Here is a 14644-nt window from a genome sequence, read left to right on the forward strand (position 1 = left end):
ACTCATAGCGCCCCCTGTGTAAAACGCTGGTTATCCTGATATAAAACTCAGGCACTTTTACGCTGAAATATCCATACCCCGGCTTTTAACTCAGGCGGCAGCACCAGCTTGCTGAGTACGGCGTCTTCCTGCCAGTCAAACGCCGTTTGTGCTTCATAATCGGCCCAATTACCAGTAATAAAGCGTGAATGGCTGCCCAATACGATATAAGTTTCTACGCTACGGGTGCGAAAAATCTGTTTTTCAAAACGATTTCCCGATGGCGGCCACGAGCAAATCACCACCTGTGGATTAAATCGGGCAATGGCGGCGGCAGCATCCAGGCGCTGTACAGATTCGGGATATTGCAGCACTTTTCCCCAGCTAAAGTCGTCACTGGCGGTGATATCTGCGCCTTCATCGCTTAAAAACCGGCTGAGCGTGCCGTCTCCTGCCGCAATTTCCAGGCAACTGCGCTGGCCGATGATCCGGGCTAATCCTGCAATCAGCTCGCGGCTGTAAAAACAATAAATCCCATGTTTTTCTACCAGCGGCATCAAAAGCCGCTTTTGCCATAACAGTGGCCAAATGCGCTTAAATGCTCGCATCGACACCGATTTTCTGACTAAATCATGCTTAAATAATAATTTTTGCGCCAAAAAACCATTAAAGAAATTAAACCTTACCTTGCCCTGATATACACCCGTGGCCGCAGAAAAAGCATATTGGCGCAGGGCAAGCTCCGTCATACGCTGGCGAATTTGAGTACGGACAAAATCTGCAAAAGCACGGCCATTTCGCTCGCCCGATAAAAACCTCGCATCAGGCTTCATTCTCTGTGAAGAGCGCTCAACCAATTGCTTAAGCTCAGCCGGGTTGCGCCGCGCAAACACCGCCGCCAGCTCATCCCGCACCAGCAGCCAATCCTGTGGGCAAGCCTCGCTTAAAGCCGCCAAACCCGGCCCGCTCTGCAGCCACTGCCACTGCTGCTCAGGGGTTTTATCATTCAAAGCAATGCTCCTGATTACATCACCCTGCCATTTTGAATCAGGAAAGACTGAAACGCACTGATTCTGGGTAAAAAAACCTGTAAACACCAAGTGATATCAGCATGCAAAAAAAAGTAGCCTCCTGTTTTGCAGGATACTTCATCCAGCCTCAATAGAGAGCTCAACCCTAAGCCACAGAGTAAAAGGAGGGCACAGAGTGCCACAGAGAAACCATCGAATCTGTCGTTGCCTCTGTGAACTCTGTGTTCTTGCAGATTCGTATCAATTTATCCAGCCGTTCTTATCGGGTGTCGCCAATAGCACTTGTACATTTATGCAAGGGGTTCGGCTCCCGACCCAAAGCGGAAGTACCCGGAATGGGGAAGCAGTCATTCAGCGTGGTGAAATGCAAGGAGGCAATTGCACGCTTGGCACGGAGATCCCCCTCTCGCCCTTGCGCCGGGTGCTTACGTCCTTATGCGCCCGCTGACCTATTGCAAAGCTCGCCGGCCGCTTGGTAAAGGCAGGAATAATGTGAAAGTCCGTTGAATATCTTTTTCGAAGTACAGCCCGGAATGGCTGATTGCAAGTAATCCGCCATAGCCGCTGGCGACCAATTATCCTCACTTCCATGCCATATCGACGTATTCACCGTAATCTCGGACAAAGTTGCTTGCCAGGGCTGCACATATGCGTCGACATCCCTGATATAGCCCAGAACACGCCCGACAAAGCATGTGCGTAAAACCTTGCTCATGCTGGTTCGGAACCCCTGTTCCTTTGCCAGCAATTTGTCAGCGCCAGCGGTATTCGCAAAAATCAATCGAAATAATGCGGAGGGAAAAAGAAAAGCGAGTAATCCCTGCCAATAAGAAAGAACGAGAAACAAGGCTGGGAAATGTTTTGCCAAGTAAAAGACCGCCTTGCCGGCCATGGCATCAACGTAATTTCCCGCATCAAGTGGCGCAGCAGCAGAAACCAAGTGAAGATGTTTGACCCCGCCCGCCATATAACGACATGTCTGGATGGCGACAAATGCACCGATTGAAAATCCGATGAAATCCACGGGTCTTCCGCTCGCGACGCCTTCAATGCTTTTGGCCAAGTGCTGGTAGTACGCCTCGCCTTTAATCGAGATGTCGAGCGAGAAACGATCAAAGCAAATAATCGTCAAATCTTGCTGCCTGGCGGCTTCATCAAAGACACGCGCTTCCTCCGAAGCTCCCGGGGCACCATGAAAAAAGACCACGAGGCGGCCGTGATCAGTGCCGAATTGGCTGAAGTACAAGGATGCTCCCAAACGATTGAAGACCAACCACTTGCTCGAGAGCGAGCCCACTCTTCTCGAACAATACTGTCCATTCACACAACGTGCGCTCTCTCCCCCTCGTTCCCATGAACATCTGCATATCAAAAGAAGCTCCGGCGACATCCGCACCGGTCTCGGGTAACACCATTTCCAGCAAAGCAATGCGCGCACCTGTGCGGCCACAGGCGTTGGACAGCTTGTGCAGAATGGTTTTGCATGTCAAATCATCGAATCCATGAAGTATGGCCGACAAAAGGTAAATATCTTTGTCGCTTCGTGCCGATGGAATTTCGTGGAGAAGATCGCCCGCCTGAAATTCTAGGCGCTCTACGCGGCTCACTGGCTGGCTAGACCAGTAACGCTCGGCCTCAGCAATCACCTGGGCCCGATCAAGTATCAGAGCCGTCAGATGAGGGTGACGTTTAATGATTGCCAACGCCTTGGTGCCGCGAGAGCCGCCCACATCAATAATTCGCTCAAATCGGCTCCAGTCAAAATCGCTGGCAAAGCTGTCGCCAGTCAGCACTTCGACACTATCCATCGCCTCGGAAAACAAAGCATCAAAGCCGGCATGGTGATCAAGATAGCTAAATAGTTCCTCATCATGGCTTAGTTTGAATGGTGGAACCCCCTGCCGTATCCCCTGCTCGAGTTGCTCGAACCAAGGGTGACTCATCGCTTCCGAGTTATGCATGAGGATCATCGCCCTTACGTTTTGCGGATTATCAGTTCGCAGAAACGCTGACAGCTTATTATTACGGAACACCCGGGGCGCTGCTTCTTCAAATATACCAATAGCGGCAAGCAGTCGCAGTAAGCGACCAAGGGCATCCGGATTAGCACTCACCAGTGAAGCGATCCCCTCATTGTCAATTGCCTTGTCACCAAGGACGGTGGCGATATCCAGACGAGCGGCAACATACAATGCCCTCGATTGCCAAAAGGCAGAACTAATCTGCATAAGGCGGAATGGTGGAGGAGTGACCTTGTTTGGTATCCCCTGTAGCCATGCGCTAAATTTCATTACCTTGGCGTAGCGACGGACTGCCCCTGCATTTTTTTGGAATGACATGCCTTACTCCCTCAATTGCGTTGCGCTATCTGGTGTTAATCCAGCTGAAAAGAGGTGCCCGTTGAAGGCAGCCAACTTATCCAGGAACGCTGAATCCATGGGTTGCCCCATTTGCTCCTCGAAGATGTCTTTGAGCAGGATGGGCGTCATGGCTAGGCTCACAAATGCCAAACGCAGGATGTCGGGATCGATACCTGAGGAAATTTGTCCATCCGCCTTCATGGCGGATACCTTCCGAGCGCCATTCGTTCGTCCGCGTTCCAGCAATTGTTGGATGAATCGGCGTCCAGGGCCTTGGTTGAGTGCCAACACTTTGAGGATAAGTTTTGGAAACTCCGGCCGGGCAGTCATGGTGTCGTAGTACAAGCGAAGGAACTCCGTGAATCCTGTAACCGACGCCATCATCGGACTGTCGAGCACATCAAGCATCGGGTTAAGCGTCTCGCGGATCATCTCCTCATAAAGCCCCTCCTTGTTACCGAAGTAGTAGCGGATCATCGAAACATTTGCCCCAGCCCGCTCGGCAATCAACCTTGTAGTGACGCGGTGGTAGTCGTCAGCAAGAAAGCAATCCAACGCGGCCCGGACAAGGCGGGCTCTGACTGGTTCTGACGCATCAAGATTGCCCATGATCTGCTTCCCTGAAATTGATGCAAAACAGTCTAGCACTCACGGTAACGAAGACTGTAACCGTTTCGTCAATCAAAATCAGGCGCGTGATTGAATGATTTCTTTAGGGGAATGGCCGGTCTCGGAGGGCTGTTTCTGGCCAATAACGGCCTGTCGCTCAGTCTAACCTAGCATTTCAATAGAGTATTAACCCTCGTTTGTAGGTATTGTTAAGCGGGGTGACAATGTTCGATGAATTCGGGTGGATAAATTGAGTAAGATTCCGCAGCTCTCTGTGGCTCGATATTTTGCTCACTCAGCTTTAAGCTGAGGAATTTTTATGAGCAGGAACAGATTTAAACTCGGTTTTCTCAGTGAGCTCTGTGTTCTCTACCGATCTCTGTGTCTACAGGTTTTTTCCCACGCATAAAAAAATGCAAACCAGCGGACCAGTTTGCACGAAGAGAGAGTCTTGCAAGCCAGCCTGCAAGCAGACTGGCGTAATATTACTTACCGCCAAGTGTTTCCAATACTTCCCACTTGCCACCTTTTACTTTGTAGACCGTCAGGCTGCCGTCTTGCAAATCGCCTTTATCGTCAAAGCTGATATTGCTTGATGTCACACCACTGTGCTTGATTTTAGCCAGCACAGGCAGGTATTTAGCAGGGCTGGCCGAGCCAGCTGCCTGCATTGCGGCCAGCATCAGGCGGGTAGAGTCGTAGCCGTACGGAGTGTAAATTTCCAGCTCGCCGTATTTGGCTTTATAACGAGTGGCAAAGTCTTTACCACCTGGCATTAAATCTAATGGCTGACCTGCCAGCGCAGCAATCGTGCCTTCAGCATCCGGGCCTGCTAATTTCAGGAAGGTATCTGAGCGGGTCATTTCACCCGAAACAATGGGTGCTGCAATGGCTAAACGTTTCTTTTGACGTGCCATCGGGCCGGATTGTGCATCGGTGCCGCCGTAGAAAATTACGTCTGGCTTAGCGCCCTTGATGGAGGTCAGAATCGAAGTGAAATCGGTTTCTTTATCGCTGGTAAATTCGCGTTTAACAATTTCAGCGCCTGCGGCTTTGGCCGCCTTTTCAAATTCATCAGCGAGGCCCTGGCCGTAAGCAGAGCGATCATCAATGATGGCAATCTTCTTAGCGCCAAGTTTTTCTACCGTATATTTACCAATGACTGAGCCAAGCTGAGAGTCAGAAGTCAGCGAGCGGAATGTGGTTTTAAAGCCTTGAGCGGTATAAGCAGGCGCGGTAGCCATGGCAATCTGCGGCATGCCGGCATCGGAGTAAATCTTGGAAGCCGGAATGGCACAACCAGAATTAAAGTGGCCAATAATCCCTGCAACCTTTGCATCTACAAATTTCTCGGCAACCTGAGTAGCCGTTTTTGGATCGGCCATATCGTCTTCGGCCACCAGCTCAAATTTAACGGCCTTACCATCCAGAGTCGGTTTTGTTTCGTTTACATCGTCGATGGCCAGCTGCACACCGTTTTGATAGCCCTTGCCGTAATGCGCTTGTGGCCCTGTAAGCGGTGCTGCAAAACCAATTTTGACGACCGAAGAATCACCAGCAGCAGCTACAGCAGGCGCTGGGGCAGATGCAGCGGTGTTGCTTTCTGGCTTTTGGCCACAAGCTGTCAGCGCTAAAGCAAGAGCCGCAGATAAAGCTGCCGATTTCTGAACGAATTGCATAAACAAAACTCCCCTCGAATGTGTTTATGCAATGTGATCGTGTTCATTTTTTACAGCAATCGGGAGTTTCCTGAACAGGGTTTTGCTTGGTCCATGCAAAAGATGCCAGCAAAAAGCAAGTTAAGCGGCAACACCGCTTAAAATGCAAGCAATAGCGGCTATATGTGGTGAAAACACCCCATAAGCCGCCTGCTTTTTTATTTTTGTAACTGCTTCAGCTGCTCAATACCTGGGGCAAAAAATGCAGCGCCCGTCACTGCACGAGTGAAATTGAGCAAATGATCAACTCTGCCATCTGATGTAGGGGCCACCATTCTGGTCAGCATTTTTTCAAACACAACAGGTGTTTTACAGTAAGAAATAAAATACAGCCCTTTATCACCGCCTGGCGAGCCATAGGGCATTGAATGCCTGAGCATCGCCAGCTCTTCGCCGTCTTCTTCAATAATCACCCGGCTGATATGCGCTGTATGCGGCCTGTCTTCATCCGGTAATTCTTCATTCGTGTCTTTAGTGCGCCCAATCACCGCCTCCTGCTGACGCACCGGTAGCTTTTTCCATTGCTCCATACGGTGCACATAGCGCTGCAAATGAATATAACTGCCGCCTGCCCAATCTCCATCAGCCAGCAAAGCCACTTCTGCCCGCTCTTCACCAACCGGGTTTTCGGTACCATCCACAAAGCCGGTTAAATCACGGGCATCCCGGTAGCGAAAACCATGCACAGTTTCGATCACATCCAGCCATTCTGACATTTCAGCACTCAGCTGATCAGCAAACTCATGCAGCAAATCGTAGCGCTCACCGCGCAAATGAAGCAGTACATCAACCTCGCTGGCCGGAGCGGGGTGAATAGCGCCTGATATGGAAGGAAAATCACGCAGCAAAGCTGGCTTGCTGCTGTAAAGCTCCGGCCAGACATGAGGGCCAAAAGCAATCACTCCGCTGGCTTGCGGGTCTTCACCCTGTAAATGAATAACCCGGTCTGAAACACTGGCCAGAAGCGCTTTTAAGCGCGCATCAGCACGCCTGCCCAAACGCCGCCGGAATAAAGTAAATAGCGCGTGCCCGTTGGCGGGAGGAAGAATTCCACTTTGTGGAGTCATGCTTTAATCCTTAAGCAAAAATCTCAGACATCAGGCGGAGCATTCCGCCTTAAAAACACTCAATTTTGTTAAAACCCAGCCATGCAAACCATCACCGTCTGCAGTTTTCTTTGCCCTGGGCAAAGCCCCATATTTCGGGCAGCCACTGCTGAAAATCTGCAAAACCATGATCGCCCCCTTTGATGATTGTTTGACGACAAGCAGAGTAATAGTTCACTCCGGCTTGATAATCCAGCACCTCATCACCCGTCTGAGTTAGCAGCCAGTATCGGTTTGGCTGGCTTGGCTGGCGCTCAAACTCTTTGAGCTGCTCCGCAAAACGAATATCGATAATATGTATTTCACCGGTTTGATAATTACGCTGCGGCCCTAAATACTCATTAATTCTGTCATAAGGCCTTACCGCAGGATTAATCAATACCGCCCTGCATGCAAAGGTTTCTGCTGCCCATGTAGCAAAAAAACCACCCAAAGAGCTGCCGACCACACAAACATCTTCGTTTGCTAAATGAAAAAACAAACCCTGAAGCAACACCCCCGCTGCATTGGGATCCATAGGCAGCTGAGGGCAATGAAAATAATCCTGCAAGCCCTGCTCACTCATCCATGTGGCCATTTCCTGCGCTTTTTGGGATAGAGGGCTGGATAAAAATCCGTGCAGATAAATAATATGCGGGCGGTATGACATTATATTAAGGCCGTAATAAGGTAGAGCCTTGCGTTTTACGCAGCGCTAAATCCTGATGAGCCTGTGCGGCATCTGCTAATGCATAGCTCTGGCCAACTTCCGGCTTCAGTAAGCCACGGCGCACGGCATGGAAATAGTCTGCTGCTGTATTCACCAGCTCGGCTCTTGTTGAGGTGTAATGTCCCAGTGTAGGACGTGTAAAGAAAAGCGAACCTTTTTGAGCCAGAATAGCGGGCTCAAAAGCAGGTACAGGCCCGGATGCATTCCCAAAGCTCACCAGCATGCCGCGTAGTGCCAGGCAATCCAGCGATCCTGCAAAAGTATCCGCCCCTACTCCGTCATACACCACAGAAACGCCCTTGCCACCTGTTATTTCACGCACCTGCTCAGAAAAGTGCTCGTAGCCAATAATATGATCGCAATAGCTGCGCGCAATCTTTGCTTTTTCTTCAGAACCCACCGTACCAATCACAGTTGCGCCCAGCTCCCGCGCCCACTGGCAGGCCAGCTGGCCCACACCACCGGCAGCAGCATGAAATAAAATGGTTTGCCCTACATGCACAGGAAAAGTTTTCTTAAGCAAATATTGTGCAGTCATTCCCCGCAGCAGGGTTCCCGCTGCAATCTCATCACTCACCCCGGCCGGAACAAGCACCAGTTTATCTGCAGGCATCACCCGGTGTGCAGCGTAAGCCCCGGGCGCGCCGCCTGCATAAGCCACCCTGTCACCAGGCTTAAATTCAGTCACACCCGCACCAATCGCCTCGACCACACCGCACGCTTCTACACCTAAACCAGAAGGCAGGCTGAGCGGATATAAGCCCGACCGATGATAGGTATCAATAAAATTAACGCCAATTGCAGTTTGTTTCAGCAAGACCTCCCCTGCCTGAGGCGCTGCTACTGAGGAAGTTTCAAGCTGCATAACGCTGCTATCACCATGCTGATGGATACGAATCACCTGAGTTTGCATCACTTTTCCTTTGAGTAGAGAAAGCTGACAAAATAATCCAGCTAAAAACAAACAAGCAAAAGACAAACCATAGCGCGAGTGCAAGCTTACCGCACCGGAATTAATTGAAATTACGCGGCCCGAATGCAAATTAATCATCAGACCCACGGCAATAACCTTAAAAAGTGTAAAAAGCCCATCATCAGGTAAAAGCCCGCCCTGGCAGGCCAAAAACCTGGCCTTACCATGGTAAAATTGCCAGCTTTGTATTAAGCCCAGATTGGACACGCTCATGATCCGCCACCAGAGTCTTCATTCAGAACTACAAAACCAGCTCAAACAGCGCATTCTGATTTTAGACGGCGGTATGGGTACGATGATTCAGGCTTACGATTTGCAAGAAGCCGATTATCGAGGGGAACGCTTTGCCGACTGGCACTGTGATGTAAAGGGCAATAACGATTTGCTGGTGCTGAGCCAGCCGCAGATCATCGCTAAAATCCATCAGGCTTATCTGGATGCCGGTGCGGATATTATCGAGACCAATAGCTTTAACGGCACCTCGATTGCCATGGCCGATTACGAAATGGAAAGCCTGGTTTGGGAGCTTAATTTTGCCGCTGCCAGGCTGGTAAAAGATTTATGCGTGGCGCAAACCGCAAAAACCCCCAACAAGCCGCGCTACTGCGCCGGGGTATTAGGCCCAACCAACCGCACCTGCTCGATCAGCCCCGATGTAAACGACCCTGGCTATCGCAATGTTACCTTTGATGCGCTGGTTGAAAGCTATCTGGAGGCGATTGATGGCCTGGTGAAAGGCGGAGCCGATATCCTGCTGGTGGAAACGATTTTCGACACACTGAACGCCAAAGCCGCCGTGTTCGCGATTAAACAGTATTTCCGCAAAAATAATATCGCCAAACAAGATCAACTGCCGGTCATGGTTTCCGGCACGATTACCGACCAATCCGGCCGCACCTTAACCGGCCAGACCACCGAAGCCTTTTACAACAGCCTGCGCCACGCCGACGCCATCAGCTACGGGCTGAACTGTGCACTGGGCCCTGATTTGCTGCGCCAGTATGTTGAAGAAATGAGCCGCATTTCAGAGAGCTTTGTTTCAGTCCATGCAAATGCGGGCTTACCGAATGCTTTTGGTGGCTACGATTTGGACCCGGCCATGATGGCCGAGTCGATCAAAGAATGGGCCGAATCCGGCCTGATCAATATTGTGGGCGGCTGCTGCGGCACCACGCCAGCACACATCGCCGCCATGTATGCGGCAGTCAAAGATCTGCCGCCACGCGCCCTGCCAGAGATCGAGGCCAAATGCCGCCTCTCTGGCCTTGAGCCATTTAATATTGGCGACAACGATTTATTTGTAAACGTGGGTGAGCGCACCAACGTCACCGGCTCCAAAGCCTTTGCCCGCTTAATTTTAAACGGCGATTACGCGCAAGCCTTGGTGGTAGCTCGTCAGCAGGTAGAAAACGGCGCACAAGTGATCGACATCAATATGGACGAGGGCATGCTGGACGCCCATAAGGCCATGGTCACCTTTCTGAACCTGATCGCCGCCGAGCCGGATATCTCGCGCGTGCCGATCATGATCGACTCCTCCAAATGGGATGTCATCGAGGCGGGTTTGAAGTGCGTGCAGGGCAAGTGCATTGTTAACTCGATCTCGATGAAAGAAGGCGTGGAGGCCTTTAAGCACCACGCTCGCTTAGTCAAAGACTACGGTGCAGCCGTGATTGTGATGGCCTTCGATGAGGTGGGTCAGGCCGATACCTATGCACGCAAAGTAGAAATCTGCGAAAAGAGCTACCGCATTCTGGTCGATGAAGTGGGTATGGACCCGGCCGATATTATTTTCGACCCGAATATTTTTGCCGTGGCCACTGGCATTGAAGAGCACGCCCGCTATGGGCTGGACTTTATCGAAGCCACTGGCTGGATTCACCAAAATCTGCCACACGCCAAGGTGAGCGGCGGCGTATCGAATGTGTCGTTCTCCTTCCGTGGCAATAATAAGGTGCGCGAAGCCATCCACGCCGTTTTCCTCTATCACGCCATTAAAAAAGGCATGACGATGGGGATTGTGAACGCGGGCGCGCTGGAAGTTTACGAAGAAGTGCCACGCGAATTACGCGATTTAATCGAAGACGTGGTACTGATGCTGCCCGCCGGAACCAGCGCCGGAGCACCACTCACGACCGGCAATCTGGATGTCACCGAGCGCCTGATCGAAATTGCCGAGCGCTTTAAAGGCGACGCCAGCCAAGGGAAAACCGAGGATCTGGGTTGGCGCAATGGCACCCTGCAAGAGCGCATTACCCACGCGCTGGTACGCGGCAATACCACCTTTATTCTGGAAGACACCGAAGAAGCCCGCCTTGCCTGCGAGCGCCCGATTCATGTGATTGAAGGCGTCTTGATGAATGGTATGAACCATGTGGGCGATCTGTTTGGATCGGGCCAGATGTTTTTGCCGCAGGTGGTGAAATCCGCCCGCGTGATGAAGGCCGCCGTCGCCCATTTAGAGCCCTTTATCGAGGCAGAAAAAATCGCCATGGGCCTGCAGGATGCACCCGCCAAAGGCAATATTGTGATGGCCACAGTAAAAGGCGATGTGCACGATATCGGCAAGAATATCGTGGGTGTGGTGCTCCGCTGTAATAACTACAAGGTGACCGACCTTGGCGTGATGGTGCCCGCGCAAAAAATCCTCGATACCGCCAAAGAAATCGGCGCGGATATGATAGGCCTATCCGGCCTGATTACCCCAAGCCTGGAAGAAATGAGCCATGTGGCCAAAGAAATGCAGCGCCAAGGCTTTGATATTCCGCTACTGATTGGCGGAGCCACCACATCCAAAGTACACACCGCCGTCAAAATTGAGCCGGGCTACGCCAACGGCCCCGTGGTGTACGTGCCCGATGCCAGCCGCGCGGTAGGCGTCTGCTCCAATCTATTAAGCGACGAGCTCAAGCCCGCCTTTATGGAAAAGCTACGCGCCGAATACCAGAATATTCGCACCATTCATGAGAACAAAGGCAAGAGCAAGCTACTGCCAATAGCCACCGCCCGCGCCAATAAATTTGAAATCGACTGGACCAGCTACACCCCGCCCAAGCCGAAGCAGCTGGGTGTGATGCGCTTTGAAAAAGTACCGCTATGCGATATCGCCCCCTATATCGACTGGAGCCCCTTCTTTAACGCATGGGAGCTGGCCGGTAAATATCCGCGCATTCTGACCGACGAAGTAGTGGGTGAAGCTGCCACCGCCCTCTTTGCCGACGCCCAAGTGCTACTAGCCAAAATGATAGAAGGCGAGTGGGTGCAAGCCAATGGCGTGATCGGCCTCTTCCCAGCAAGCAGCGTGGAAGACGATATTGAAATCTATCACCCCGAAAGCGGCGAGCGGCTAATGACTTGGCACAATCTACGCCAGCAAAATGCCAAAGCGGCTGGTAAGCCAAACTGGTGCTTGGCTGACTTTATCGCCCCAAAAGACAGCGGCGTGGTTGACTATATCGGCGCATTTGCCGTCACCGGCGGGCTGAATATCGACCCGCACGTAGAACGATTTGAAAAAGCCGACGACGATTACAACGCCATTATGGTGAAGGCTCTCGCCGATCGTTTTGCCGAAGGCTTTGCCGAATATATGCACGAGAAAATCCGCAAAGAGCTATGGGGCTATGTGCCGGATGAAAACCTGCATGTGGATGATTTAACCGACGAAAAATACCAAGGCATCCGCCCCGCCCCCGGCTACCCCGCCTGCCCAGATCACACGCCCAAAACCGGCTTATTTAATTTGATTGACCCCGCCAGCATTGGCATGAGCCTCACTGAGGGCTACGCCATGCTGCCAACCGCAGCAGTGAGTGGCTTCTACTTCAGCCACCCGCAAGCCCAGTACTTTGCCGTGGGTAAAATAGAGAAGGATCAGGTGGAAAGCTATGCGGCGCGGCGTGGGGTAACAATCGAGCAAGCCGAACGCGATTTGGCACCTAATCTGGCATATAACGCCTGATTTTGTGGGTGGATAATTTACTCAAAACAAACCCAAGTCTTGAACCACGGAGGGCACAGAGAACACGGAGGAAAACCTATTTTCAACTAGGCCATTTATTATGGGTTTGAGTAGTTTCAACCTCAGCCAAATAAATATATATCGCGGCTCTCTACACGGGGCTTCAAATCCCCTTGAAGCCGCAACACAAGGAATAAGCGGCTCGGGGTTTCGGAAAAGGGGTAGCGGGCTTGCTCCCGAGCAGCCTTTTTCGCCGAGCCGATTATCCGCAGTGAGGGGCCTTCGCTTTTGAGGTTGCGGTTTTGCTTACTTTCTTGACCGTTCAGAAATTAAATACTTCGCGGGGATGCCGCACCTAAATCAACGTGCCGAAGGCACTAAAAAGATATACATGGCGCTGCATCAGTTATTCACAAAGAGCAAACAAATATCTACAGCAGCGCCTCATCAATTCATAATGAACAATCAAATTAAGTGGAGCAGGCGATGTCTCTTCTTTTAATAAAACAAGCCTATATCGCAAAATACAAAGTAAATGCCCATGGCAAATAAATAAGGATAAAAAATGCAGCTCAGTGAATGGGAAAAACAATTTGAAAATAAGATGGCGACCATCGCAACAAGTGACGATCCAGCCCATGATTTGCTGCACTTTAAAAGAGTTGTTCAGTTGGCTAAAAAAATAGGCATCGCAGAAAACGCACAATTAGAAGTCATTATCCCTGCGGCATGGCTGCATGATTTTGTGATTGTGCCCAAAGACAGCCCGCTGCGCAGCCGTGCTTCCAAATTATCTGCCGAAGGCGCGATTGAGTATTTAAGCTCAATTCAATATCCGGCAGAATTTTACCCGGCAATTGCCCATGCTATAGAAGGGCACAGCTTTAGTGCCAATATTGAAGTCACCACACTGGAGGCCAAAATCGTTCAGGACGCCGACAGACTGGATGGCCTTGGCGCAATAGGCATCGCTCGGTGCTTTGCAACCGCAGGCTTATTAAAAAGAGCTTTTTACGCCGATCATGATCCCTTCTGCAGCGAAAGAGCGCCGGATGATGCTCAATTCACCATTGATCATTTCTATAAAAAATTATTCAAAACGGCTGAAACCTTAAAAACAAGTGCAGGTAAAGCAGAAGGCCTGCGGCGGATTGAAATCATGAAAAATTATTTAGCCGCCTTAGAAACAGAAATTCTCTAAGATAGGCTAAAGCACTAAGAGCTTGCCCAAGCACCAACAATCCCATCACCAGCCCCGGACTCCCCATGCCCAACTCACATCGTTTTTCAGACAGCGAAATCGAAAGCCTGACCCGGCTGATGAGCCAGCGGCGGGATATTCGTCAGTTTAAAACCGGGCCGCTGCCAGAGGGGCTGATGCCTCGCTTAATTGAAGCGGCGCAAATGGCCCCGTCTGTAGGCTTTATGCAGCCATGGCGCTTTCTGCATATCACCAATGCGGCACTGCGCGGGCAAGTACATGCGCTGGTAGATGCCGAGCGCGAGCGCACCTCGGCGGCGCTGCCCAGCCGTCAGCAGGAATTTATGCGGCTAAAAGTAGATGGCTTGGCAGAATGCGCCGAAGTATTGGTGGTGGCTTTAATGGACGGGCGCGAGAAGCATATTTTTGGCCGCCGCACCCTGCCGGAGATGGATTTGGCTTCTGCATCCTGCGCCATTCAGAATATGTGGCTCTTGGCACGGGCCGAAGGCATTGGTATGGGCTGGGTATCGATCTTTGAACCGGAAGATCTAGCGCGGCTGTTAAAAATGCCGGAGGGCGCAAAGCCGATTGCGATTCTTTGCCTTGGGCAGGTGGAAGCGTTTCCGGAAAAACCCACGCTGGAGCGCCTGGGCTGGGGCTGCCGTCTGGAGCAGGAGCAGATCTTTTTTGAAAACAGCTGGCCAGAAGGCGATCACAGCACGCCAATCAGTTATTAAGTGCGCTTGCCTCAACCCGCTCGCAACATTTCAAATCGATTGTCACCTTGATTGGATCCCAGATAAAAACACTCGGGGATGACGCTTTAATCACCACACTGACTCATCAGACGTAAAAAAAGCCGCTTTATGAACTGCACCCCAAAAGTTGGACACCCGTCCATATTTTTGGGGTGTTTTTATGTCCAAGTACTCAACGCAATTCAAGCTCTCTGTCGTTCAGCAATATTTAACTGGCGAAGCAGGTATCAAAACGA

At 51.2% G+C, this 14644-nt stretch carries 11 protein-coding genes; 3 read left to right on the plus strand and 8 right to left on the minus strand.

Annotated elements, in window-relative coordinates; all coding sequences use genetic code 11:
* Positions 1-47: 47 nt before the first annotated feature.
* The 8 genes from CSQ88_RS15250 to CSQ88_RS15285 all read right to left on the minus strand — a co-directional run bounded on the left by CSQ88_RS15250 (position 48) and on the right by CSQ88_RS15285 (position 8698).
* Positions 48-989, minus strand: coding sequence for an SAM-dependent methyltransferase (locus tag CSQ88_RS15250; RefSeq protein WP_143449488.1), 942 nt, complete (start codon positions 987-989; stop codon positions 48-50).
* Positions 990-1443: 454 nt separating this feature from the next.
* On the minus strand, positions 1444-2256 hold the full coding sequence (locus tag CSQ88_RS15255) for an alpha/beta fold hydrolase (protein WP_218963113.1): 813 nt from the start codon (positions 2254-2256) through the stop codon (positions 1444-1446).
* Entirely contained in the window at positions 2231-3349 is a 1119-nt protein-coding gene (locus CSQ88_RS15260; protein WP_099398946.1) for a methyltransferase, read from the minus strand. Before CSQ88_RS15260 ends, CSQ88_RS15255 begins: the two co-directional genes overlap by 26 nt.
* A 3-nt stretch (positions 3350-3352) precedes the next feature.
* Entirely contained in the window at positions 3353-3979 is a 627-nt protein-coding gene (locus CSQ88_RS15265) for a TetR/AcrR family transcriptional regulator (protein WP_099398947.1), read from the minus strand.
* 485 nt (positions 3980-4464) lie between these two features.
* The gene (locus CSQ88_RS15270) at positions 4465-5658 is read right to left on the minus strand and encodes a branched-chain amino acid ABC transporter substrate-binding protein (protein WP_099398948.1); all 1194 of its coding nucleotides are present in this window, start codon (positions 5656-5658) and stop codon (positions 4465-4467) included.
* Between the two features lie 197 nt (positions 5659-5855).
* Entirely contained in the window at positions 5856-6764 is a 909-nt protein-coding gene (locus tag CSQ88_RS15275) for a Dyp-type peroxidase (RefSeq protein ID WP_099398949.1), read from the minus strand.
* 91 nt (positions 6765-6855) lie between these two features.
* The gene (locus CSQ88_RS15280; protein ID WP_099398950.1) at positions 6856-7452 is read right to left on the minus strand and encodes a YqiA/YcfP family alpha/beta fold hydrolase; all 597 of its coding nucleotides are present in this window, start codon (positions 7450-7452) and stop codon (positions 6856-6858) included.
* 4 nt (positions 7453-7456) lie between these two features.
* Positions 7457-8698 carry a quinone oxidoreductase gene (locus CSQ88_RS15285; protein ID WP_306475248.1) on the minus strand — a complete coding sequence of 414 codons (1242 nt, stop codon included), beginning with the start codon at positions 8696-8698 and terminating at the stop codon, positions 7457-7459.
* Here CSQ88_RS15285 and metH point away from each other — a divergent pair.
* The 3 genes from metH (at position 8697) to bluB (ending at position 14387) form a co-directional block, all read left to right on the plus strand.
* Positions 8697-12446: a methionine synthase gene (metH, locus tag CSQ88_RS15290; protein ID WP_099398951.1), complete on the plus strand. Its 3750-nt coding sequence runs from the start codon at positions 8697-8699 to the stop codon at positions 12444-12446. The genes CSQ88_RS15285 and metH overlap by 2 nt on opposite strands.
* Positions 12447-13011: 565 nt before the next feature.
* A complete protein-coding gene (locus tag CSQ88_RS15295) occupies positions 13012-13647 on the plus strand; it encodes an HD domain-containing protein (RefSeq protein WP_099398952.1) in 636 nt (211 codons plus the stop codon).
* Between the two features lie 65 nt (positions 13648-13712).
* Positions 13713-14387, plus strand: a complete 675-nt coding sequence (gene bluB, locus CSQ88_RS15300; RefSeq protein WP_099398953.1) for a 5,6-dimethylbenzimidazole synthase — start codon at positions 13713-13715, stop codon at positions 14385-14387.
* Positions 14388-14644: the final 257 nt, after the last annotated feature.

Source organism: Iodobacter sp. BJB302, assembly GCF_002735645.1.
Taxonomy (GTDB): Bacteria; Pseudomonadota; Gammaproteobacteria; order Burkholderiales; family Chitinibacteraceae; genus Iodobacter.